The sequence below is a fragment of the Pelagibacterium xiamenense genome, assembly GCF_021166475.1.
In the GTDB taxonomy this organism is placed as follows: Bacteria; Pseudomonadota; Alphaproteobacteria; order Rhizobiales; family Devosiaceae; genus Pelagibacterium; species Pelagibacterium xiamenense.
In genome coordinates this window covers 677249-701189 of record NZ_JAJOYS010000001.1, presented here as the reverse complement: position 1 = coordinate 701189, position 23941 = coordinate 677249, and the positions used below count along the sequence as shown (strand labels likewise).

19 protein-coding genes and 1 riboswitch are annotated in these 23941 nt (G+C 63.6%); of the genes, 2 read left to right on the top strand and 17 right to left on the bottom strand.

Annotated features, from left to right (window positions below):
- Positions 1 to 48: 48 nt before the first annotated feature.
- The 4 genes from mmsB to LSG43_RS03465 all read right to left on the bottom strand — a co-directional run bounded on the left by mmsB (position 49) and on the right by LSG43_RS03465 (position 4791).
- Positions 49 to 1248 (bottom strand): multiple monosaccharide ABC transporter permease, encoded by a 1200-nt coding sequence (gene mmsB, locus LSG43_RS03480; protein ID WP_231801311.1) that lies wholly within the window; start codon positions 1246 to 1248, stop codon positions 49 to 51.
- Positions 1245 to 2780, bottom strand: a complete 1536-nt coding sequence (gene mmsA / locus LSG43_RS03475) for a multiple monosaccharide ABC transporter ATP-binding protein (protein WP_231801310.1) — start codon at positions 2778 to 2780, stop codon at positions 1245 to 1247. Before mmsA ends, mmsB begins: the two co-directional genes overlap by 4 nt.
- Positions 2781 to 2868: 88 nt before the next feature.
- The gene (gene chvE, locus LSG43_RS03470) at positions 2869 to 3936 is read right to left on the bottom strand and encodes a multiple monosaccharide ABC transporter substrate-binding protein (protein WP_231801309.1); all 1068 of its coding nucleotides are present in this window, start codon (positions 3934 to 3936) and stop codon (positions 2869 to 2871) included.
- Positions 3937 to 4086: 150 nt separating this feature from the next.
- A complete protein-coding gene (locus LSG43_RS03465) occupies positions 4087 to 4791 on the bottom strand; it encodes a FadR/GntR family transcriptional regulator (RefSeq protein ID WP_231801308.1) in 705 nt (234 codons plus the stop codon).
- A gap of 251 nt (positions 4792 to 5042) precedes the next feature.
- Between LSG43_RS03465 and recQ the strand changes: the two genes are divergently transcribed.
- A complete protein-coding gene (gene recQ, locus LSG43_RS03460) occupies positions 5043 to 6869 on the top strand; it encodes a DNA helicase RecQ (RefSeq protein ID WP_231801307.1) in 1827 nt (608 codons plus the stop codon).
- A 7-nt stretch (positions 6870 to 6876) separates the two neighbouring features.
- Here recQ and LSG43_RS03455 read toward each other — a convergent pair whose 3' ends face one another.
- From LSG43_RS03455 to LSG43_RS03440, 4 genes are all read right to left on the bottom strand, one after another.
- Complete coding sequence (locus LSG43_RS03455) at positions 6877 to 7881, bottom strand: ABC transporter ATP-binding protein (RefSeq protein ID WP_231801300.1); 1005 nt, start codon at positions 7879 to 7881, stop codon at positions 6877 to 6879.
- Between the two features lie 6 nt (positions 7882 to 7887).
- Positions 7888 to 8718, bottom strand: a complete 831-nt coding sequence (locus tag LSG43_RS03450) for a carbohydrate ABC transporter permease (RefSeq protein ID WP_231801298.1) — start codon at positions 8716 to 8718, stop codon at positions 7888 to 7890.
- The gene (locus LSG43_RS03445; RefSeq protein WP_231801297.1) at positions 8718 to 9701 is read right to left on the bottom strand and encodes a carbohydrate ABC transporter permease; all 984 of its coding nucleotides are present in this window, start codon (positions 9699 to 9701) and stop codon (positions 8718 to 8720) included. The genes LSG43_RS03450 and LSG43_RS03445 overlap by 1 nt, the downstream gene beginning before the upstream one ends.
- Positions 9702 to 9886: 185 nt before the next feature.
- A complete protein-coding gene (locus LSG43_RS03440; RefSeq protein WP_231801296.1) occupies positions 9887 to 11155 on the bottom strand; it encodes an ABC transporter substrate-binding protein in 1269 nt (422 codons plus the stop codon).
- Between the two features lie 422 nt (positions 11156 to 11577).
- On the opposite strand from LSG43_RS03440, the gene LSG43_RS03435 reads away from it, so the two are divergent.
- On the top strand, positions 11578 to 12594 hold the full coding sequence (locus tag LSG43_RS03435) for a substrate-binding domain-containing protein (protein WP_231801294.1): 1017 nt from the start codon (positions 11578 to 11580) through the stop codon (positions 12592 to 12594).
- On the opposite strand, the gene LSG43_RS03430 is transcribed toward LSG43_RS03435, so the two are convergent.
- From LSG43_RS03430 to LSG43_RS03390, 9 genes are read right to left on the bottom strand one after another with little or no spacing between them, the layout of a single operon-like run.
- Positions 12591 to 13421, bottom strand: a complete 831-nt coding sequence (locus LSG43_RS03430) for an HpcH/HpaI aldolase/citrate lyase family protein (RefSeq protein ID WP_231801292.1) — start codon at positions 13419 to 13421, stop codon at positions 12591 to 12593. The genes LSG43_RS03435 and LSG43_RS03430 overlap by 4 nt on opposite strands.
- The gene (locus LSG43_RS03425) at positions 13418 to 14635 is read right to left on the bottom strand and encodes a CaiB/BaiF CoA transferase family protein (protein ID WP_231801290.1); all 1218 of its coding nucleotides are present in this window, start codon (positions 14633 to 14635) and stop codon (positions 13418 to 13420) included. Before LSG43_RS03425 ends, LSG43_RS03430 begins: the two co-directional genes overlap by 4 nt.
- Complete coding sequence (locus tag LSG43_RS03420; RefSeq protein WP_231801288.1) at positions 14635 to 15699, bottom strand: ABC transporter ATP-binding protein; 1065 nt, start codon at positions 15697 to 15699, stop codon at positions 14635 to 14637. Before LSG43_RS03420 ends, LSG43_RS03425 begins: the two co-directional genes overlap by 1 nt.
- Before the next feature lie 13 nt (positions 15700 to 15712).
- On the bottom strand, positions 15713 to 17812 hold the full coding sequence (locus tag LSG43_RS03415; RefSeq protein ID WP_231801286.1) for an ADP-ribosylglycohydrolase family protein: 2100 nt from the start codon (positions 17810 to 17812) through the stop codon (positions 15713 to 15715).
- Positions 17813 to 17834: 22 nt separating this feature from the next.
- On the bottom strand, positions 17835 to 19037 hold the full coding sequence (locus tag LSG43_RS03410; protein WP_231801284.1) for an ADP-ribosylglycohydrolase family protein: 1203 nt from the start codon (positions 19035 to 19037) through the stop codon (positions 17835 to 17837).
- Positions 19034 to 20443, bottom strand: a complete 1410-nt coding sequence (locus LSG43_RS03405; RefSeq protein WP_231801280.1) for an extracellular solute-binding protein — start codon at positions 20441 to 20443, stop codon at positions 19034 to 19036. Before LSG43_RS03405 ends, LSG43_RS03410 begins: the two co-directional genes overlap by 4 nt.
- A 32-nt stretch (positions 20444 to 20475) precedes the next feature.
- Positions 20476 to 21369 carry a carbohydrate ABC transporter permease gene (locus tag LSG43_RS03400; protein ID WP_231801278.1) on the bottom strand — a complete coding sequence of 298 codons (894 nt, stop codon included), beginning with the start codon at positions 21367 to 21369 and terminating at the stop codon, positions 20476 to 20478.
- On the bottom strand, positions 21369 to 22364 hold the full coding sequence (locus tag LSG43_RS03395; protein WP_231801276.1) for an ABC transporter permease: 996 nt from the start codon (positions 22362 to 22364) through the stop codon (positions 21369 to 21371). Before LSG43_RS03395 ends, LSG43_RS03400 begins: the two co-directional genes overlap by 1 nt.
- 3 nt (positions 22365 to 22367) lie before the next feature.
- The gene (locus tag LSG43_RS03390) at positions 22368 to 23420 is read right to left on the bottom strand and encodes a LacI family DNA-binding transcriptional regulator (protein WP_231801274.1); all 1053 of its coding nucleotides are present in this window, start codon (positions 23418 to 23420) and stop codon (positions 22368 to 22370) included.
- A gap of 332 nt (positions 23421 to 23752) precedes the next feature.
- A riboswitch (guanidine-I (ykkC/yxkD leader) is annotated at positions 23753 to 23859 on the top strand.
- Positions 23860 to 23941 lie beyond the last annotated feature (82 nt).

Genomic DNA, 23941 nt, shown 5'->3' with positions numbered 1-23941 from the left:
TGAATTGATAGAACGGCGCGGGCAAGATGGCCCGCGCCGGATGCCGCCCTAGGCGGCCTTGGTCTTGTTGTAGACGTCGAAGATCACGGCCGCGAGCAGCACGAGGCCCTTGATCATCTGTTGCCAGTCGATGCCGATGCCCATGATCGACATGCCGTTGTTCATCACACCCATGATGAACGCGCCAATCACCGCACCCACGATCGTCCCCACGCCACCGGCCATCGACGCACCGCCGATGAAGACAGCCGCGATCACATCGAGCTCGAACGTCTCGCCCGCCTTGGGCGTCGCCATGTTGAGCCGGGCCGCGAAGACAAGCCCCGCCAGCGCGGCGAGCATGCCCATATTGGCAAACACCAGGAAGGTCAGCCGTTCGGAGTTGATACCCGAAAGCTTGGCCGCCTTCTGGTTGCCGCCGACGGCATAGATCCGCCGCCCGATGGTGGTCTGCCGAGCGATGAAGCTGTAACCCGCGATCAGCACCGCCATGATGATGAAAACATTGGGCAGGCCGCGCGAGGTGGCCAACAAATAGACGAGCCAGACAATCGCACCGGCCACGATAATGTTGCGGGCGACGAAGAATGCGAATGGCTCGTCAGGCGTGCCGTGCTTCTGCTCCTTGGCGCGCGAGCGCACCGAGAGCCACACGAGGATCGCCGCCACCGCAACGCCGAGGAACAGCGAGAAGAGGTGCAGGCCATCGCCTCCGAAGAGGTCGGGGATGAACCCCGTCGAGATCATGCGGAACCCGTCCGGGAACGGGCCGACCGACTGACCGGCCAGCAGCGCCATCATCATACCTTTGAAGACCAGCATGCCCGCGAGGGTCACGATGAAGCTCGGGATCTTCCAATAGGCGATCCAATAGCCCTGGATCGCCCCGATCAGGGCGCCGACGGCCAGGCAGATGATCGCCGCGGGGACCCACGGGATATTGTAGTTGACGATCAGCGTCGCCGAGAGCGCGCCGATAAAGCCCATGACCGAGCCGACCGACAGGTCGATATGCCCGCACACGATGACGAGCAGCATCCCCACGGCCATGATGATCACGTAGGAGTTCTGCAGCACGAGGTTGGTGAGGTTCACCGGCTTGAGCAGAATTCCGCCTGTCGATATCTGGAAGAACGCCATGATGACGATGAGCGCGAGCAGGATGCCGTATTCGCGCACGTGCGTCTTGAGATAGTCGAGGATCGGCGGCCGGCCCGCCGGCGCCCGGGTGGAGGTCGCTTCGGTCATGCCGCCATCCCTCCCTTTTGCAGAATCATGCTCATGATTTTCTCCTGGCTCGCTTCGGCGATGGGCAATTGCCCCAGGAACTGCCCCTTGTTCATCACATAGATGCGGTCGCACGTCCCGAGCAGTTCCGGCATTTCCGAAGAGATGACGATAATGCCCTTACCCTGCCGGGCGAGGTCGTTGATGATTGTGTAGATTTCGTATTTGGCGCCGACGTCGATACCGCGGGTCGGCTCGTCGAGAATAAGGATGTCGGGCTCGGCATAGAGCCATTTCGAGAGCACCACCTTTTGCTGGTTGCCGCCCGAAAGGTTCACCGTCTTCTGCCCGATCCCCGAGCACTTGATTGCGAGCGCCTTGCGGTATTCCTCGGCGACGATCCGTTCCTTGTGGTCGTCGACGACAACGCCGTTGGCGACGCCCTTCAAATTGGCGAGCGGGATATTGCGCCTGATCGTCTGGTCGAGCACCAGCCCATACTGCTTGCGGTCCTCGGTGGCGTAACAGATGCCGCTGGCAATCGCCTTTTCGACGGTGGACACGTCCACCTTCTGCCCGCGCAGGTAGACCTCGCCCGAAATCCGGTCGCCATAGGATTTACCGAACAGGCTCATTGCCAGTTCGGTCCGTCCGGCACCCATGAGCCCCGCGATGCCAACGACCTCGCCGGCTTTGACTTCGAAACTCACGTCGTCAACGATCTTGCGATCGGTGTGGATCGGATGATGCGCCGTCCAGTTCCTGACTTCGAGCAGCGTTTCGCCGACTTCGTGATCGCGCTTGGGGAAGCGGTCCGAGAGCGACCGGCCCACCATATCGCGCACGATGTCGCCTTCGCTGATCTCGCGGGCATGGCAGTCCATGGTCGAGACCGTGGCGCCGTCGCGCAGAACGGTGATGCGGTCGGCAACCTGCGAGATTTCATTGAGCTTGTGGGAAATCAGGATCGAGGAGACGCCCTTGTGCTTCAAGTCCACGAGCAGCTCGAGCAGCGCCTGGCTGTCGTTCTCGTTGAGCGACGAGGTGGGCTCGTCGAGAATGAGCAGCTTCACCTCTTTCGAAAGCGCCTTGGCGATCTCGACGAGCTGCTGCTTGCCCAGCCCCAAATGGGTCACCTTGGTGCGCGGCGATTCCTTGAGGCCGACGCGCTGCAAGAGCTCTTCGGTGCGCCGGTAGGTCTCGCTCCAGTCGACGATACCGCGCTCGGCGCGTTCGTTGCCGAGAAATATGTTCTCGGCGATCGAGAGCAGGGGAACCAGCGCGAGTTCCTGGTGGATGATGACAATGCCGGCATGCTCGCTGTCGGCGATGCCGTGAAAGTGCCGCTCTTCGCCTTCGAAGACGATCTGCCCTTCATATTCTCCCGAAGGATAGACCCCCGAGAGGACCTTCATAAGCGTGGATTTACCCGCGCCGTTTTCCCCCACCAGAGCATGGATTTCACCCTGCTCGACGGTGAGGTTCACATTGTCGAGGGCATTGACGCCGGGAAACGTCTTGGTAATGCCCCGCATTTCGAGAATGGCGGTCATGGTCGGCCTCTAAAAGCCATTACGGAAAAAACCGGACGTGCGGTTCCGAGGCAGCCCCGGAACCGCACCATTTCACAAGGAACGCCGGTTATTCGACAATCTGCTCGCGGGTATAATATCCGGAGCCGACCAGCACGTCTTCCCAGTTCTCCTCGGTGACCAGCACCGGGTTGAGCAGGTAGGACGGCACGACCTTGACGCCGTTGTCATAGGTTTCGGTATCGTTGATCTCGGGATCGACGCCTTCGAGCACCGCCGAAACCATGCCCACGGTCACGCGGGCGAGCTCACGGGTATCCTTGAAGATCGTGGAGTACTGCTCGCCGGCGAGGATCGCCTTGACCGACGGGACTTCCGCATCCTGGCCGGAGATGATCGGCATGGGCAGATCGTCCGAACCGTAGCCGACACCCTTGAGCGAGGAAATGATCCCGATCGAAAGCCCGTCATAGGGCGAAAGCACGGCGTCGACCGTATCGTCGGAATAGTAGGCGCTCAGAAGGTTGTCCATGCGGGCCTGGGCGACCGAGCCGTCCCAGCGCAGCGTGCCGACGGTATCCATGCCCGTCTGGCCCGACTTCACGACAAGCGTGCCGTCGTCGATATGGGGCTGCAGGACGCTCATGGCGCCATCGTAGAAGAAGTAGGCGTTGTTATCGTCCGGCGAGCCGCCGAACAGTTCGATATTGAACGGGCCTTCGTTCTCGCCCACGCCGAGACCGTCGAGCAGCGACTGCCCCTGCTGCACGCCGACCTGGAAGTTGTCGAACGTTGCGTAGTAGTCGACGTTCTCCGAACCGCGGATCAGGCGATCGTAGGCGATAACCGGAATGCCGCTGGCGGCGGCGGTTTCGAGCGCACCGGTCAGCGTCGTGCCGTCGATGGCCGCGATCACGAGCGCATCGGCACCGCGCACGATCATGTTTTCGATCTGCGCGAGCTGGTTGGGGATATCGTCTTCGGCGTACTGCAGGTCGGTCGAAAAGCCGGCGGCCTCGAACTGCTCGACCATCGAGTTGCCGTCGGAAATCCAACGTGCGGAGGACTGCGTCGGCATCGAGATGCCCACAAGACCCTTGTCCTGCGCAACTGCGGGCCCAGCCGTCAGCGCAGCGCCGACCACCAGGGCGCCAACGCCCATCATAAGTGATTTCATGTGTGTCTCTCTCCCTAACAATTGGCGCCGCGGAAGTGTCCCCATCGGCCCCTGACACCGCGCCGGTCTGATGCCGGCGCGACGCTACGTTTGCATATAGTATGATTATTTGTAAAGCAGGATTCTATCGGCCCCGCGCGTACCGGCGCGCTACGACACCCCCAGCGCCTGGGAGGCGCGGTCCACGCCGGATCGAATCGCATGGCGCATGGCCTCACGCGCATCGTCCGGCCGACGGTCAGCGATGGCCTCGGCGATATCGCGATGCAGCCCCACCGCGCGGTCGAACGCCTCACCCCCTTCGACGGGGGAACTGACCTTGAAAGCGGCAGTGAGCGCCACCTCGACCACGGCGCTCAGGGACACCATGAACGGATTGCCCGAAGCGTCGGCAACGACCTTGTGGAATTCAAGATCGTTTTGCGCGAACTCCTCGGCGCTTTGGCCGGTGCGCTCCATCTGGCCGAGCCAGGACATCAGCGCCTCGACATGCTCGCCGCTCCTGCGCTCCGCCGCCAGCGCCGCGGCTTCAGGCTCGACCGCCATGCGCACTTCGGCAAGGTGATGGACGAAATTGATGTCCAGCCCGGTTTCCAGATGCCAGGCGAGAAGGTCCGGATCGAACATGTTCCAGCGCGCACGGGGCAAGACGCGGGTGCCGACACGGGCGCGCGCCTCGATCAATCCCTTGGCCGAAAGCGTCTTGAGTGCCTCGCGCAGAACCGTGCGGGAAACGCCGAACTGCTCGGTCAACTCCGTGTCCCCGGGCAAGATCCCCCCTTCGGGATAATCCCCCTGCACAATCGCGGTACCGAGTGCCCAGATCACCTGGGAGTGGAAATTTCGCGGCCGCATGCGTCCCCCTGATCCCCTACGGTCGGCGCCTGCGCCTCCCGCTTCCGTCGTCTCGCTCATCGCTTTCAAACCTTGCCGACTGGCCTTTCGCCCTCCGGATCCTCCCGATCCCTCAATGGCAATATAGGCCACCCAAAAAGATTATAATAGGATAAATAATGAACGCTGGAGCGGCCGGTTGAGGTTGCAGCTCACCAAGAGCGTGTTAGCCTCGATCAAAGAGACTCACCCAAAAAGCTAAGAGCGTCATCTTGGACCAGCTGTTCGCGCGACCGCAAGCCGATCCCAAACATGTTCTGCGCGACGTTTTCGGCTATGACGCGTTCCGGGGGCAGCAGGAAGCCGTCGTCCGGCAGGTTACGGAAGGCGGCGACGCCGTCGTGCTTTTCCCCACCGGCGCGGGCAAGTCGCTGTGCTACCAGATCCCCGCCATTGCGCGGCCGGGTGTCGGCATCGTCATTTCGCCCCTGATAGCGCTCATGCGCGACCAGGTCGAGGCGCTGCGGCAGGCCGGGGTCAATGCCGCGGCGCTCAATTCCTCGCTCTCGGGCGCGGAAGCGTCCGCGGTGCGCGATCAGCTTCTCTCGGGCGAACTCGACCTCCTCTACGTCGCCCCGGAGCGCGCGACGACGCCGGGCTTCATCCAGTTGCTCGAGCGCGCCGAGATCGCCCTGTTCGCCATCGACGAGGCCCATTGCGTCAGCCAATGGGGACACGATTTCCGCCCAGAATACCGCGCGCTCGCAGATTTCACCGCGCAGTTCCCCGGCGTGCCGCGCGTCGCCCTCACGGCCACCGCCGACCCCATGACGCGCACCGACATCATCGAGCGGCTCGGGCTTTCGGACGCCGAGGTGTTCATCTCGAGCTTCGACAGGCCGAACATCGCCTACACCATTGTCGAGCGCGCAAACGCCAAGACCCAGCTCAAGAGCTTCCTCGCCAGGCACGAGGGCGCAAGCGGCATTGTCTACTGCCTTTCGCGCGCCAAGGTCGAGGCGACCGCCGAATGGCTCAATGCCCAGGGTATCCGCGCGTTGCCCTATCACGCCGGGCTCGCGCCCGACATCCGCATGGCCAATCAGGATGCGTTCCTCAAGGAGGACGGGTTGTGCCTCGTCGCCACCGTCGCCTTCGGCATGGGGATCGACAAGCCGGATGTGCGCTATGTCGCCCATCTCGATCTGCCCGCGACCATCGAAGCCTATTATCAGGAAACCGGCCGCGCGGGCCGCGACGGCCAGCCATCCGATGCGTGGATGTGCTATGGGATGGCCGACGTCGTCCAGCGCCGCCGCATGATCGAGGAGGGCAACGCGCCCGACGCGGTCAAAACCATCGAGCGCCGCAAACTCAACGCACTGCTCGGGGTCTGCGAAACCGCCGATTGCCGCCGCAAGGCGATCCTTGCGCATTTCGGTGAGGACCACGCCGGCAATTGCGGCAACTGCGATACCTGCCTTGCTCCGGTCGAAACGTGGGACGGCACCGACGCCGCGATCAAGGCTCTCGCCGCCATCTATCGCACCGGCCAGCGGTTCGGCGCCGGGCACATCGTCGACGTGTTGACCGGCAAAACCACGAACAAGGTCACCCGCTTCCGCCATGACGAGCAGCCCGTCTTCGGCGCGGGCCGCGACATCAACGCCAGGACCTGGCACTCCGTGCTGCGCCAGTTGATGGCGATGGGACTGATCCACACCGATCATGCCGGACACGGCGCGCTTTATCTCGACGCGGAGGCCCGCGCGGTCTTCAGGAACGAGCGTCAGATCACGTTCCGCAAGGACGCGGCGCGCCAGACCACCGAATCCCTCAAGCGTTCGCGCGGCCCGGTGGATCTCTCGGGGGAACACCAGCCCGTTTTCGAAGCCCTGCGCTCCGAACGCACCCGGCTCGCCCGCGAGCAAGGCGTACCGCCCTACGTCATCTTCCACGATTCGACGCTCAAGGTGATGGCCGTCGAGCGCCCTCAATCGCGCGACGCGATGATGAACCTGCCCGGCGTCGGGCAGGCCAAGCTCGACCGCTACGGCGATGCCTTCCTCGCGGTGCTCGGGCAGTTCGCGCCGGGGTAAGCCGAAGTCACACCCGCATCGGCCGCCCGTCCCGGTCGAACCGGTGGATCTGGCTCTCGACAGGCGAGACGGAAATCCTCTCCCCCACCGGATGCCGGCTCGTGCCTTCCTGACGCACGATCAGCGGCTCGTCCGAGCCGATCTCGACATAGATGTAGGAATCCGACCCCAGATTCTCGGTGTGCACCACCTCGCCCGACCAGCGCCCATCGGAGGTTATCCGGATGTGCTCGGACCTGACCCCGAGCGTCGTCGCCCGGAAGGCGTCGGCAAACTCCCCGTTGAGGAAGTTCATCTTGGGACTGCCGATGAACCCTGCAACGAAGAGCGATTGCGGGTTCTCGTAAAGCTCGAGGGGCGTGCCCACCTGCTCGATCACCCCGTCGCGCAGCACGCAAATCCGGTCCGCCAGCGTCATGGCCTCGACCTGATCGTGGGTCACATAGATCATCGTCGTCTTTGCCATATCGTGGTGGAGCTTGGCGATCTCGAGCCGGGTCGCGACACGCAGCGCGGCGTCGAGGTTCGAGAGCGGCTCGTCGAACAGGAACACTTTGGGGTCGCGCACGATAGCCCGGCCGATCGCCACACGCTGGCGCTGGCCGCCCGACAATTGCTTGGGCAAGCGGTCGAGATAGGGCTCGATCTGCAGCAGTTGCGCGGCCTTCAGAACCCGCTCGCGGATCTGCTCTTTCGTCCCCTTCGCGAGCTGCATGCCGAAGGCCATGTTGTCGTAGACCGTCATGTGCGGATAAAGCGCGTACGACTGGAATACCATGGCGATACCGCGCTTGGAGGGCGTCAGCCCGTTGACCACCTCCCCGTCGAAGAGCAATTCGCCCGAGGTGATGTTTTCAAGCCCGGCAATGAGCCGCAGAAGTGTCGATTTCCCGCAGCCCGAGGGTCCGACGAAGACCATGAATTCCCCGGAATTGACAGTGAGGTCGACGCCCCGGATCACCTCGACGGCGCCGAACGATTTGCGGATGTTTCTAAGTTCGAGATTGGCCATTGGATACTAACCTTTGACGCCGCCAGCGGTAAGACCCGAGATGATCTTGCGCTGGAAGATGAGGACGAGGACGACAAGCGGCACGGTGACGATGACCGAGGCCGCCATGATGTTGCCCCACGGGATTTCGTACTGGCTGCCGCCCGACAAAAGGGCGATGGCGACCGGGACGGTGCGGGTGGCGTTCGATGAGGTGAATGTCAGCGCGAAGAGAAATTCGTTCCACGCTGCAATGAATGCCAGCAGTCCCGTCGTCACGAGCGCCGGCCACATCAGGGGCATGAAGACCTTGGTGATGATCACCCAGGGCGTTGCCCCGTCGACGATCGCAGCCTCCTCGATTTCGATGGGGAGATCCCGCATGAAGGTCGTCAGCACCCAGACGGTGAACGGCAAGGTGAAGATCGTATAGGAAAAGATCAGCGCCCAGATCGTGTTGAAGAGGCCGAAAAAGCGGACAACTTCAAACAGGCCGGCGAGCACGGCGATCTGCGGGAACATTGAGACCGAAAGAATTGTGAGGAGCAAAAGCCCTCTCCCCCGGAACCGCACGCGCGAGAGCGCGTAGGACGCGGTCACCGCCATCAGGAGCGCCAGACACACGACGAGGGTCGAGACGACAAGCGAATTCCAGAGGTTCTGGATGAAGCTGCCCTGCGTCAGCACCGAGGTGTAGTTGCCCAGCGAAAGGGAGGTGGGCCAATAGGTGATCCGGAACAGATCGGTCCCCGATTTGAAGCTCGTCAGGATCGCATAGTAGAACGGGAACACCGCGATCACGACGATGGCGACAACGAGCGCGTAAAAGCTCGTGCGTTTGACGATTGCCCACGCCATTAGCGGTCTCCTCCGTCAAGCCGCACGCGGCCAAGCCAGATATAAAGGATCGTCATGGCAGCGATGATGAGGAACAGAAGCGTCGATTGCGCCGAGCCATATGCGAAATTGTCGAATTCGATGAGGTTTTCGCGGCTGACGATCGACATAGTCTCGGTCGCCGACGAATTGGGCGTCAGCACATAGATCAAATCGAAGATCCGCATGGCATCGAGAATCCGGAAGATGATCGCGACCATCAGCGCCGGGCGGACCAGCGGCAGCGTAATGCGGAAGAACTGCTTGACCGGATGCACGCCGTCGATATCGGCGGCCTCGTAGATATCCTTGGGGATCATCTGCAACCCGGCAAGGATCAGCAGCGCCATGAACGGCGTCGTCTTCCAGATATCGACGATCAGCACCGCCGTCATCGCGGTCTCGGCATTGGCCGTCCAGGCGATCTTTTCGGAGATGAGCCCGAGCCTCAAAAACAGATCGTTCAGAATGCCGAACTGGTCGTTGAGCATCCAGCCCCACATGCGGGCCGAAACGATGGTGGGGATCGCCCACGGGATCAGGATCGCCGCGCGGACGATGCCCCGCCCCCTGAACTCGGCATTCAAAACCAGCGCAACGATCATCCCGAACACAGCTTCGAGGGACACGGAGATCACCGCGAACCGCACAGTGTTCCAAACCGCGTTCCACCAGCCGGGGTCGACCAGCGTGCCGCGGAAGATCGTGCGGCCGCTCTCGAGCGTGCGCCAGTTGAGATAGTTGGCGAAGCCGACCCACTCATGGTCGTAGAGGTTGGTGAGCGAGGCGTCGGTGAAGGAAAAATAGATCGACCGCAAGAGCGGCCAACCGGCCACGATCAGCAGTGCGACGATCATCGGGACGAGAAAGATGCGTGCCGAGCGCACGCGCTGGGCCAGAAGCTCGTTCTTGATCGGCCTGGCCGGCGTCGCCGCCGGGGCGGCAACGGTGCCGTCAACGCTCATGTCGATTGGTTCCTCTGCAATTTGGAGTAGCGGTGCGCGCGCGACCTGCGCGCACCGATAGGCACCATTTCAAGATCGGACCGAACGCCCTGGTTTCGCTTCCGCCCCCTCCCCTTTGTGGGGAGGGGCTGGGGGCGGGGGTATTCGGCACAAGCCGAAACATAAGCATTCGGTCCTTCAGCGAACTACCAGCCGTCGCCCCGCAGATCCTCGAGGTCGATCTCGAGGATTTCGAGATTTTCGGCCGCCGAGCCGTTGCCCGAAAGCGTTTCGTGCACGGCACCCCAGAAGAGCGACGAGACCTCGTTGTAGTCGGTCTTGGTCGGCGCCGAAGGCCGGGGAACCGAGTTTTCGAAGACCTCTTTCCAGCGCGGGATGATCGGCTGGGCCGCGGCAATATCGGAGTCGTCGTAAAGCGCCTGGATAGTGGGAAGGTTGGACTGGTTGATCGCGCGTTCCTTCTGCACCTCGGCGGAGGACAGGAACAGCGCCAGCTCTATTGCGGCGTCGGGGTTCTGCGAATATTTCGAGACCGCGACGTTCCAGCCGCCCAGCGTCGCCGCCGAGCGTGCGCCCTCGCCGTCGCCCATGGGGAGAGGGGCCACATCGAAATTCCCCGCAATCGCGGAATCCGCGCCGTTGCCGAGCGCATAGGCGTAGGGCCAGTTGCGCATGAAGACCGCGTTGCCGAGCTGCCAGACGCCGCGGCTTTCTTCTTCCATATAGGCCAGCACGCCGTCGGGCGCGATTGTACCGACCCAGCCGGCAGCCCTGTCGATGGCGGCGGCGGCCTGGGGGTTATTGATCGAGATCGTGCCATCGGGCTCGACGATCTGCCCGCCGCCATTCGACATCACCCATTCGAGCGCGTCGCAGGTCAAACCCTCATATGCGTTGCCCTGGAAGACGAAACCCCACATGTCCTCGTTGCCCTCGGCACGCTCGCCTTCCATGATCTCGGCGGCGGTCGCTTCGAGCTCTGCCCAGGTCGTGGGAACCTCCTTGCCGTATTTCTCGAGAAGGTCGGTGCGGTAGTAAAGCGCCGGCGCGTCGGTAAAGGCCGGCAACGCGACGAGGCGCCCGTCGACGGTCTGGGATTCGATGATGGCGGGGAAGTGCTCGTCGACGACATCGGCGGCGGCTTCCGTCAAATCGAGGAACTGGTCGGCGAGCTGCGGCGCCCAGATCACGTCGGTCTGGTAGACGTCGATGTCGGAATTGCCCGCGGCGAGCCAGAGCCGGTACTGGCCGAACTGGTCCGTCGTCGAAGAGGGCATCGGCACGATGGTGACGGTATGACCGGTCTCCGCCTCGAAACGGTCGAGTTGGCCGCGTAGGAATTCCAGCCCGTTGCCGGTGTCGCCGGAGACCATCGACAGGTTGGCAGCGCTGGCGGCGCCCACGAAAAGCGTGACGCTCGACAACAGCCCGGCAAGTATTGCAGAAGTTTTCATAAAGTCCTCCCAGGTATCATCAAATACAAAGGAAGACCGTTCGCCGGAATCGCACTATGCGCCGACGCCATTTCCTCCCTTGCAAAGCGGCTTTCGGCCCCGAGCTTCATCAAACGGGTTTCCAAAGCGCTTTGAAGCGAAACTGGCAGAAGGCCAAGGGCCTGTCAATACAACTTGAACGGCCCCTCTATACTTGATGGACAGCCCGATTAGCGCGCCGTCATCTTTTCCCGTATACCTCTGAAATCACGTTCGTTTTTCGCAACACGTGGGTATCGCTCACACCACCCGGTATGAAATGAGACCGATTACATGGCTTCGGGCCGGTGTATCTGGAAAAGAAATAATGCTATGGCAGTCGCGAAAATTGTAAAAATGACTCTTTGGCAGGCAATTCCGGGGCCTGCCGTCCGGCGAAACACATGGTAAAACTCAAAGACCTTGCAGCGCAGCTCGGCCTCTCGCAAACCACAGTCAGCCGCGCGCTCAACGGCTATCCCGAAGTCAGCGAGGAAACCCGCGCGCGGGTCGTCGAGGCCGCCTTGCGGTCGGGCTACCGCCCCAACGCCAGCGCCCTGCGGCTGGCCACCGGCCGCGCGGGTGCAATCGGGTTCGTGCTTGAAAAGAGCGGCGAGCTGCACGCGAGCGAATTCCTGATCGGCATGGGCCAAAGGCTCGCGCCCGAAGAGGTCGATATCGTCGTGAGCCCGCTCGAAGCCGATCACGACGAGGATGGCGTCTACAAGCGTCTCGCGGCTTCCCAGAAGGTCGATGCGATGGTGCTGCACTCCCCCACGCCCGACGACCCGCGTATCGATCTGCTGCACGATCTGGATATGCCCTTCATCGTCCACGGCCGGTCCGAGGGTGCCGCGCCGCACGCCTGGCTCGACATCGACAACGAAAGCGCGTTCCGCCAGGCGACCTCCGAACTGCTCAGCCTCGGGCACAGGCGTATCGCCAATATCAGCGGCCCCAAGGGACGATCCTACGTCGCGCACCGGGACGCCGGCTACCGTGAGGCTCTCGCCGATTTCGATATCGCATGCGACCCTGAACTGATGTGCTACGGCATCTTTTCGGACGAGCAGGGCTTCCGCTTCGCCAATGCGCTCCTCGATCTGCCCGACCCGCCGACCGCCTTCCTCGCGGGCTCGATGATGACAGCTCTCGGTATCTTCCGCGCCGTACGCTCGCACGGGCTCGAGCTGGGCCGCGACGTGTCGCTCATCGCGCATGACGACGAGTTCCCCTACCTCAACGCCTCTGCGATGGTCCCGGCGATCTCCACCACACGCTCGTCCATGCGCGCCGCTGGCATACGCATCGCCGAGCTGGCGCTCGAAATTCTCGCCGGCCGGCCGCCTGAGGACATCAACGAGCTTTGGCCCGTGGAGCTCGTGCTGCGCGAATCGACCGCGCCGGCGCCGAAACGCTAAGCCTCTCCGCCCTGCTCCAGTATCGCCCGCGCCCGCTGGATCACCGGAGCGTCGATCATCTGTCCGTCGAGCGCGAAAGCGCCGCCCGCGGCCGTATCCGCGGCGGCCAGCACCCGCTTGGCCCACGCGATCTCACCGGCACTCGGCGCGAAGGCACGGTTGAGGATTTCGACCGCCGAGGGGTGCACGCAGCTCGCCCCGTCGAACCCGTGCCGCCGCGCCTCGCGCGCCGCCGCTTCGAGCGCATCGAGATCGCCGTAGGCCGCCGTCGAGCGGAACAGCCCGAACGAGAGCAGTCCATGCGCCTTGGCGGCATAGTGGATCAGCAGCTTGGGCAGCTTGAGCGTTTCGGCGTCCGGCTCCGCGCCGAGCGCCGCAGCGATGTCCTCGCCGCCCGCCGTAAGCGCGATCACCCGTTTCTGCCGCGCGATCCCGGCAGCGTTCAGGAGCCCCGCGGGATCCTCGATGAGCGGCACGAAGCACAGCGGATCGTGTTCGCCGCCGATTTCGGTCAGAAACGCATCGAGCGCATCGAGCTTGGCCGCATCCGCCTTGGCGACGTAGAGCCCGAACGCCCCGGCCCGGTGCGCGGCCTCGGCGTCCAGCCGCGCGGTGTCGAGATCGCCGTTGATCCGCACGAACACCCGCGCTCCGGCCTGGCCCACCTGCGCGACCGCATCGCCGAGCCCCGCCCGCGCCTTGTCCTTGGCTTCGGGCTTCACGGCGTCCTCGAGGTCCAGGATCACCGCGTCCGCCCCGCGCTCATGCGCCCTGGCGATGAACCGGTCATTGTCCGCCGGCACATAGAGCAGCGATCGCAGCCTCATCGCTTGTTCTCCAACGCAGCGGCAATCGCTTGCGCACCCAGTCCCGCTTCGGCCAGAACCGCCTCGCCATCCGCTCCGAGCTCCGGCGCAGGCCGATAGAAACCGCCCGGCGTCTGGGACAGGCGCGGCACGATATTGTGCATCGGCATCGCGCCGAATTGAGCGTCCTCGAGATCGACAAACACCTCGCGCCCGCGGAAGTGATCGTCCTCATATGCGTCGGCAATCGAATAGATCGGCCCCACCGTTGCCCCCGCCGCGCGCATGATCTCCAGTGCCTCGGCGCTCTCATGGCTGGCGAACCACCCGCCAATCGCTGCATCCACCAGGTCGCGATGTTTGATCCGGTCCGAGTTTGTCGCAAAGCGCGGATCGTCGATCATGTCCGGGCGCCCGATCACCCGGAATATCCGCTCCGCCACGCTCTGGGTCGAGCCCGAGAGCGCGAGATATTTCCCGTCGGCGCACACATAGACATTGCGCGGACACGAGGTATTGGACGCCGATCCGATCCGCTCCTTGACCTGTCCGGTATGCCGGAAAATCGCTGCCTCCGGCCCGAGTACCGAAAAGATCGGTTCGAGCAGCGAAAGATCGATCACCTGCCCGTTCGCCCGTCCCGTCTCGCGCGCCAGAAGCGCCGTCGCGGTCGCCGATGCGCCATAGATCCCCGCGATCATGTCGGCGAGTGCCAGGGGCGGCAGGATCGGCTCGCGGTCGGGAAAGCCGGTACGGTAAGCATACCCGCTCATCGCCTCGACGATCGTTCCGAACCCCGGGAGGTGCGCATAAGGCCCCGTCTGGCCGAACCCCGAAACCCGCACCACAATCAACCCCGGATTGCGCGCATGCAGCGCCTCGGGCGCCAGCCCCATCTTTTCGAGCGTGCCGGGCCGATAGTTCTCGATCAGCACATCGGCTGTCTCGATCAGCGCCCAGAGCGCCTCCATCGCGGGGGGACGTCGCAGGTCGAGCACCACCGAACGCTTGTTGCGCCCGTAGACCTTCCAGTAGAACGACGATCCACCATCCTTCCACGCCCGCAAGGGATCGCCCGCGGGCGGTTCGATCTTGATCACGTCGGCGCCGAAATCCCCCAACTGCAGCGAAAGCATGTTGCCCGCCACGAGCCGTGAGAGGTCTATGACCTTCACCCCCGACAGCGGACCCCGAGCCTCGGGATCGAATGCGCGCGGTGTCGCGGCGGCCGTCATCAATGCAGCCGCGCGCCGGTTCCGGCGTCGAACAGCACCGCCTTGTCCGCCTCGGGCCGCACGGCAATCCTGTCGCCCGGCGCGAACGGCGCGTGGTTGTGCACCACCATCGAAACCTCCTGCGTGCCGAGCCGGATCATCAATTCCTGATCCTCGCCGGTCGGCTCGACCAAGACGATCTCGGCAGGCATGCCGGTCTCATCGAGCGCAAAATGCTGCGGCCTGATCCCGTACGTCACCCGCGTGCCCTCGACCAGACCGGCCGGCGCGCCGAGCGGCACCCGCGTGCCGTCCGCGAGCTTCACTTCAGCCGCACCGCTCCCCAGTACGGTCGCAGGCAAAAGATTGATCTCGGGCGACCCGATGAACCCGGCCACGAACGTGTTGGCGGGATTGCCGTAAACCTCCATCGGCGTCCCCAGCTGCGCGATTTCGCCATCGTTGAGCACGACGATCCGGTCCGCGAGCGTCATGGCCTCGGTCTGGTCGTGGGTGACGTAGATCATGGTCTTGCCCAACCGCTGATGGAGCTTTTTGATCTCCCCGCGCATCTTCACCCGGAGTTTCGCATCGAGGTTCGAGAGCGGCTCGTCAAACAGGAACGCCGTCGGGTTGCGCACGATGGCGCGCCCCATCGCGACGCGCTGGCGCTGCCCTCCCGAAAGTTCGCGCGGCAACCTCTCGAGAAGATTTTCGAGCCCCAGGATCGTCGCCGCCTCTTTGACGCGCTTTTCGATCTCCGCCTTGGGTTGCCCCGAGAGCTTCAGGGCAAAGCTCATATTGTCGGCGACCTTCATGTGCGGATAAAGCGCGTAGGACTGGAAGACCATAGCGAGATCGCGCTGTTTCGCCGGCATGGCGTTCACCACCTTGCCGCCGATGGCGACGGCGCCGGCGGTGATATCCTCGAGCCCCGCGATCATGCGCAACAACGTCGATTTCCCGCAGCCCGAGGGTCCCACGAGCACGATGAATTCGCCCTCTCCGATTTCGAGCGAGATGTCGTTCAAAACCGGCACCTGGCCGTAGCGCTTAAAAACGCCATTGAGCGTGATCTGCGACATGGCGTGCTCCTCCCTAGAGCTCGTTTATTTCGATAACGCCAACCGAAATCCGGCCGGGCGCACCCATGCGGATGCCGCACTGGCCGAAGGCGAAGCTGTCGTCGCGTGCGTCGAGCAGCGGTTTTCCATCGACCGCAAAGCGGATCGCATCGCCTTGCACTGTGGCTTCAACCGCGTAGCTGCGGCCGCGCTCGACAGGGAAGTCCACCTCCGCCAGCACAGTCGTTCCGAAATCCTCCTTGAGGATCACCGCCCTGCCGTTCTCAAAGCCCACAGCGTAAAATCTGCCCGTTCCCTGCGCGCGCACCGTCACAAGATGCGAGGTCCCGGCCTCGGGCCGGATATCGGCCCGCATGGTCAAATCCCGGGCGTAAAGATGCCCGGTCCAGATGTCGGCATCGGCCGCCGTCAGCCCGGTGATCCGGCCGTCTTCGAGCTTCCAGTATCCCCGGTTCCACGTGAACCGCGAGATCGCCTCCCATTCCTCGACTTCATTGGCCGGATCGATCCGCGTATGCCCGGCGCCGGACACCTCGAAATCGGCGAGGTGCAGCTTGCCGAGAAATTTCATCCGCCCGAAATATTCGATCCGCACACCGATCTCGTCGACCGCCTCGCCATCGGCCTCAGGCACTGTGAAGGATACCGATGTCCACTTTCCGGCCTCCGGTTGCGTCCAGGCGCCAACCTCCTCGATGGTTTTGCTCATCGTCCGCCGCACATAGGGCACGACCCGCAAATGCCCGTCGCCCTCCCAGGGCTCGAGGAAAAGGTCGAACGCCACGGTCTGCCCGGCCGCCACGAGCGGCGAGAACATCGGGCGGTAGCGTTCGTCGTCGAAATCGGCCTTCCGGTAGAACGGCTTCCAGAAAACGTTGCCGCTCTGTCCCCGTTCGAACCGGTCTATGAGAATTTCGAGCGCGCCTTTGGTCCCCCCCAGCGTTTCGATATCGGTCCAGCCCAGTTCGAGCTGGTTGGTCCCCGCCGTCCTGAAGCCGTGCGTCGATCCGGGCAGTGCGAAGTCGAAACGCACGCCGCGACGGGTCATGTCGAGCACCCATTCGGCGGGCGCATCGCGGCCATCGAGCTGCAACGCAAGCGTCGTCAATTCGCGCGCAAAGGTGGGGATGTCGACGATATTGAGCGCGCCGGTCACCCCGGATGTCACCAGCATATCGTTGATGGGCTTGCGGTACTTGTCCCAGGCAGCGGTGACGCCCTGAAACGTCCCGATGATCGCACCGGCATTGCCCGCATTGCAGTCGGTATCCCACCCGCACATCGTCGCGATTTCGACGGTGCGGCACAAATCCCCCTCGCCATAGGCGATCGCAAGCGCCAGAACGCCCGCGTTGGGGATGATATGGCAAACGCCGGGATAGCGGTCGTAGCCCCAATCGCGCGTCAGCATATCGCGGCACGCGCGCCAATCTTCCGGCGTGGTCATGCGCTGCGCGCGCACGGCGTTGACGACGGCGGCATAGGTCGAATTCGCCGGAATGGCCGCAAGCCCGGCCTCGAACAGCGCGTCCACAGACCGGGCCTCGAACGCCGCCGCGATCATCGCCGCGACGAACCGCGCGCCGTTGAGCCCTTCCCCATCGTGCGCCACGCTCGCCGCGGTCGCGGACATCTCGGCGGCACGCTGGGGATTGCCGGGGTTCACCCAGCCCCAGCTGTCGATGAAGATCTGCCCGCCGATCTGCTCGGCAACCGCCGCGCCATTCTGTGCAATCGATCCCGACTGTGGCGCCTCGATACCGGCGCGCAGATTGAGATAGGCCGTGTGCTCGGTCGAGCGCCCATACCCGCCCCACCAGTACATGCCATGACCCTCGGCGGCATAGTTGAGCCAGGTCCTGGCGACCTCGTTCGCGGTCGGCCGCAACTGATAATCCCGCATCGCGCGGATGAAATAGACCGGGCCGTTGGTGTCGTCGTCGGCGGCAAAATTCGTGAAATCGCGCAGATAGCCCGTCACTTCGCCATAGGTGTCGCGGATGCGCTCATAGGACCAGATCGTCGGCTCGACCGGCGCACCGAGGCGCACGCCGATGGCCTTGCCGATAAAGCCCGAATAGATGCGGAAGAGAATGTCGGAGGTGGGGAGCATGAAAGGTCCGATATGTTCCAGGTTATTGTGCCGGCACGCCGGCGCCCGCAAGCGCCGCGCGATGGCTGTCGATGGCACCGCGCCGGCGGCGGTCGGCATCGAAAATCGCTTCGGCGGTGCGCGCGAAGCGCCTTGCCTCCTCGGCAAGGTCGAATTTGTTGACGCTGTCGAGCTGTTCGGCTTCGGCCTTGTCGACTACCGCGTCTCCATGCATGGCGCCGAGGATCGCCCCGGCCATCACGCCAATGGAATCGGTATCGCGTCCGGAATTGATGCCGTCCTCGATTGCCTTGCGGAAATCACCCTCGGCGGTGATGCAGAAGCCGAGCGCCAACGGCAGTTCCTCGATCGAGAGGAACCGGGAGGGCTGGTAATTCGGCGTCGCCTTGCCCGCCTTTGCCGCGGTGTGGTCGAGATCGTCCCCAAGCGGAGAGAATTTGGCAATCCGCGCGTGGAAGGTCTCGACGATCTCGGGATAACCCGCACCCCTGTCGCGCAGTTTTTCGGCGGCTTCGGCGATCTCGGCGATCGCCTTGCGCGTTCCGTCCTTGGCGAGCGCGTGCGCGGTCGCAACGATTTGTGCCACACTCGTTCCCGGCACAAACGCCGCAGCGATTGCCGCCGCCAGAACGCCCGCGGCTTCGAGCCCGTAGCTCTGCTGGTGTCCGCCCGCAAAGGCAATGGCCTCGTCGTAGGCCCCTTGCGGATCGCAGGCGTTCACCACGCCCACCGGCGCGATGTACATCGCCGCCCCGCAATTGACCATGTTGCCGATCCCGCCCTGGCGGGGATCGCAGGAGGCCAATTGATGGCGTTGGAAAATCCATTTTTCGGGATAGAACAGCCGCTCGAGCAGCGCACATTCGCGCTGAAGCTCGGGCACATAGCGCGGCACCCATGCGATCTGGCGAACCATGCCGTCGGCCATGTCCCAGGCATCGAGATGCCGCCCGGTTTCATTGTAGACCGCCATCAGGCAAAGCGTCATGAGCGTATCGTCGGTGACGATCCCGTTGCCGCGCACGCGCCCCTTGCCCGCCGCCGGATCGCGGCTGGTGCGATGCCACTTGTTGTCGAGCGAGGTTACTCGCCCATAGAGCGTCTCGATCTCGCCCGGCGAGAGCTTTTCGACGGGCGCCCCCATGGCGTCGCCGAAAGCGACGCCATGGAGGAGGCCCCGGACCCGCCCGGAAAAGGACGGGTCCGATTTTGCCGTTGTCGTCATGGAAGCACGGTCCTTGCGTGTTCGGTCAATCGCTGGCCGCCTGCGTCGTACCAGCCCTGGACGTACTGGTCCCACTGGTCCATCGACCATTCGCCCGAGACGAAGCGGTAGACGCTGGTGCGGTAGTAATTTTCCGCCGCGTCGACATCGGCGGCGTATTCGGCGGGCCAGACGAAGGCGTTGTCGGGCGTGAAATAATGCGCGCCCTGTTCAAGCGAGGCCTGCGCGACCGGCGAGAGCAGATCCACCGGCGGCTGCCAGGCGCCCGGCTGTGCGATCATGAAGCGCGGATACCATGTGCCCATCGCCTCGGTGATCTCGTAGGTGCCGCCATTGTCGGTGTAGTGCTCACCCTCGAACCCCATACGCTCGAACATCTGCCCCTCGGGGCTGGCGAGGAAGTCCATGAGCGCGACGACTTCTTCCTTGTTCTCCGAAAGCGCCGAAAGCGCAAAGCCGCGCGATTCCTTGGAAACGTCGACAGCCTCGAGCCCCTGGCCGACACCGGCGGGCGGATCGAGCAGCACGAGTTCGGCCCCGTCGTTCACCTGCTGCATTTTGGTGCGGTAGATGTCGACGACGGTGCCGGCCGTGCCCATGACGATGCCGACCTTGCCGGTATAGAACTTGTCTTCCTTCACTTCCCAGTTCGAGGTGATGAATTCGGGATCGAGCAGGCCCTCGGCAAAGAGCATCTGGTAGTAAGCGAGCTTGTCGCGCTCGGCGTCCGAGACCCGCGAATGGATCCATTCGCCGTCCGCATTCTGCATCCAGGTCGTTGCAACGCCGAAGGCCTGGTTGAAGACCGCATCGAGTTCTGCGGTGTTGTCGGGCGCGATGATGCCGTAGGTATCCTCCTCGCCATTGCCGTCGTAATCGGACGCCGCGAGCACCCGCATCATCTCCGTCCATTCCTCGAGCGTCTGCGGCCGTTCGAGCCCGGTTTGCGCAAGCCAATCCTCGCGCATCACCGGAGATTTGGTGCGGGCAGGGAAGACGTAGAGCAGGTAAGGATAGTTATCGAGTCGGTCGCCATTGTGCGGCCAGAGCGCATCCTTGAGGTACTCCGTATCCTCGATCCACGGCCGCCAGTCCTCGAAGAGGCCCTGATTGGCAAACTGCTCGTCGCCCCCCTGGAAGTAAATGAGGTCCGGGATATCTCCCGAAAGCAGCATCAGGGCGAGCTTGTCCTGGTACCCCGCGCTCGGCAGATCGACGATCTCGATGTCGATCTCGGTCCCCTGCGCCGCCATCGCCTCCTCGATGCGTTCGATATGGGCGATGTCGTCCGGGTTGGTGGTCACCAGATCCTTGGAGACCACGCGGATGGTCACCGGCTGGGCCAGCGCCGTACCCGCGCCCAGCGCGAGCACGGCGACCGACGCCATGAGTGTTTTCGCAAGCATTTTGGTTAAACTCCTCCGTTTTCGTGCTTGGATTATCCCTTGAGGGCACCGCTCATGGTGCCCTTGGTGAAGAACCTCAAAATCAGCGGATAGACCGCGAGGATCGGCGCGATGGTGAGCATGATCATCCCCGCCTCGAGCGCGCGGACGTTGATCTGGCTGGCGCCCTCGTAGGTGTTCATTGCCTGCACCCCGACCATCCCGGCCTTGTCGCCCTCGACGACGAACTGGCGCAGCACCACCTGCAGCGGCTGCATGGCCTGATCGTTCAGATAGATCATGGGCCGGAGGAAATCGTTCCAGTGGTAGACGAGGTAAAAGAGCGTGATCGTCGCCAGTGCCGGCCGCGTCAGCGGCAGCACCACGCGCCAGAGCGTCTGGAACGCGTTCGCGCCATCGAGCTCGGCGGCCTCCAGAAGCTCGCCGGGCACCTCCTCGAAGAAGCGGATAAGGATGATCAGGTACCAGGCGTTGACCATTTTAAAGAGGATCACCGACCAGTAGGAATTGAGGAGCCCCAATTCGCGCACGACGAAATAGTCGGGAATGAGCCCCGGCTCGAAGACGATCGTCACCAGAACGAAGACGATCAGCACCCGCCGCCCGGGCAATCGCGGCCGCGAGAGCGCCCAGGCCATCAGCGCGGTGAAGACGACGTTGAGGATCGTCCCGGAAACCGTGATGAAGACCGAATTCAAAAGCCCGCGCAGGACGTTGGGATGCGTGATCAGCAGCCGCCAGACGTCCAGCGAGAACCCGTCGGGCAGGACCGCAAGCCCGCTCATCCCCGGCACTTCGGCGGGGTCGGAGAGCGAAATCGCCAGAAGGTGCAGCACCGGCTGCACGGTCACCACCACCATCAGGAGCAGCGCCGAGACGATGATCGTCTGCTCGATCCGCTCGAACCGTGTCGTATTGGTCCGCATCACCAAACCCCCTTGCCGGTCAGGCGTTTCGAGATCGTGTGCGCGGCGACGATCAGCGCCATGCCGATCACGCCCTTGAAGAGCCCCGCCGCCGTCGCGAGCGAGAATTGCCCGGACTGGAGACCGATGCGGTAGACGTAGGTATCGATGATATCGATCTGGTCGCGGATGGCGTCGTTGGAAAGGTTGATGATCTGGTCGAACCCGGCGTTCATGAAGAGCCCGACATTGAGGATGAAGAGCGTCGCGATCGTCGGCGCGATCCCGGGCAGCGTCACGTGCCAGATCTTGTGCCAGCGATTGGCGCCGTCCATTTCCGCCGCGTCGTAAAGCTGCGGATCGATGGCCATGATGGCGGCGAAATACAAAAGCGAATCCCAGCCCGCCGACCGCCACATCTCGGAAAAGACGACGACCCAGCGGATCGACCCGGAATCGGTCATGAACCCCTTGGGCGCGAGCCCGAACCAGCCGGTGATCTCGTTGACGACGCCGCTCGAGGGTGACAGCGCGGCGATAAAGATGCCCGCGATCACCACCCAGGAGAGAAAGTGCGGCAGGTAGATCGCCGACTGGATGAACCGCCGCAGGTTGGAGTTGCGCACCTCGTTGATAAAGAGCGCGACGACGATCGGCACGGGGAAGACGAAGAGGATCTTCATCCCCGAGATGATCAGCGTATTGGCCAGCACCTGATAGAAGACGGGCGACCCGAAGAGCACGCCGAAATGCTTGAGCCCGACCCAGAGGTTGTCGCCGAAGATGCGGAAATCCTCGAAGGCGAGCTTGGCGAGATAGATCGGATAGTAGTGAAAGACGAGGAAGTAGAGGACGCCCGGGGCGAGCATGAGGTAATAGGGCAACCAGGTGCGGACCTTTACGCCGCGCTGCATCCGCCGCACGGCGCGCTCGTCGAACTCTGCCCCCGGGGCGTCTTTGGGAACGTTCCCAAACCGAGACGCAACAGCCGCCACGGATTTTTCGTCCAAGCTCATCGCTTATCCTCTCCCCACCGCCGCCAGACGCGCCGGCCCGGCTCCGGCATCCTCCGCCAGCGACCCGCGCACTTCGAGCGCGCAGGGCAGCAACACACGGCGGTGCTCCACATCGCCCTCGATCGCCTCGACCAGTAGCTTCATCCCTTCCGCGCCGATCCCGCGCGCGGGCTTGGCCACGGTCGTCAGCCCCGGATCGGAGAACGCGCCGGCCGGTATGCCGTCGAACCCGAGGATCGAGACATCGTCGGGACATTTCAGACCCGCCTCGCGCACCGCCAGGAGCGCACCGAGCGCCATCAGATCGTTCGCCGCGAACACACAGCGCACCGCGTCGCCGCCCCGCTCGAGCAGCCGCAGCATCGCGGCGCGCCCGGATTCGACGGTGTATTCGCCCTCTTCCATCAAGAGCGTCGAAGGGTCGACATCGTGCGCGATGCAATGGTCGTGCACCACGCGCAGGAACCGCACCCGCGCCAAACGCGGCGACCCCAAAAGCAGCGCCGGCCGGTGATGTCCCAGCATCGCCAGATGGTTAAGCCCCAACGCCACGCCCTGGGCAATATCGCTGCCCACGCTCGAAAGCTCGGGAAACCGCTCCGCGCTCGAGCCGATCAGGACGACCGGCAGACCGAACCGGCCCAGCCCGTCGACATTGTCCGCCACCGGATTGACGATGGCGCCATCGACGCGCGCCTGGCGCAGGGCGCGCAGATGCGAGGCTTCGCGCGCGGGGTCCCAGTCGGAGCTAAAGACCAGGAGCGAAGCCCCGCTGCGCGCCGCTTCGTCCTGCGCGCCGCGCGCCACTTCAGCCCAGAAAGGGTTCGCAATGTCGGGAATGACCAGACCGAGCATGCCGGTCCGCCCCGAGCGCAGCGATTGGGCCAGGTGGTTGCGTTCATAGCCCAGGGCGCGGACGGCGCTGAGCACGCGTTCGCGGGTCTTCTCCCCGATATGCGGCGAATCGGACAAGGCCCGCGCGACGGTACTCTTGGAGACCCCGGCGGCTTCGGCGATGTCGATAATTGTCGGCTGCCTGTTGCGGCTCTTGGACATCGAAACGGCGGACGCCTGAACGCCCGCATCCTCCCATTGATATTTTGGGAACGTTACCATAGCGATTTCGGGCCGTCAATGCGGACAGACGCGCGCTCGTGAATAATGGGAGGCGTCGGCGGGCGCGGCGTCGGCATCGACTGCAGCGCGGCAGGCGCCTAACGTTTGCCCATATGCGTCGACATTGCCCATTCCATAGGCAACCCTCCTCCGCCCTCGCGCCGCACCGGCGCCGTCACCCTCAACGGCTAACCCTTTCCCAAACAACACGAATCCCCTACCCGCTCCTCCGGCACCCCATCTGGCACGCCCATTGCATCGTCATTTTCCGTGCAGAGCGCGCCTAGGGTTCCGGTTTCCTTAATGGAGATGCTGGTCCGAGAGGTGCAAGCCGGCCCGATTAAGGCCGGTGACACGGCGGGACAAAATCCCGGGAGACACCTGCACAAGGTTTGCGCGCGCAAACCTCTCCCGGGGCTGTGCGCAAGAACCTTCTGAAAAAGAGTTGGAAACGGCCGGAC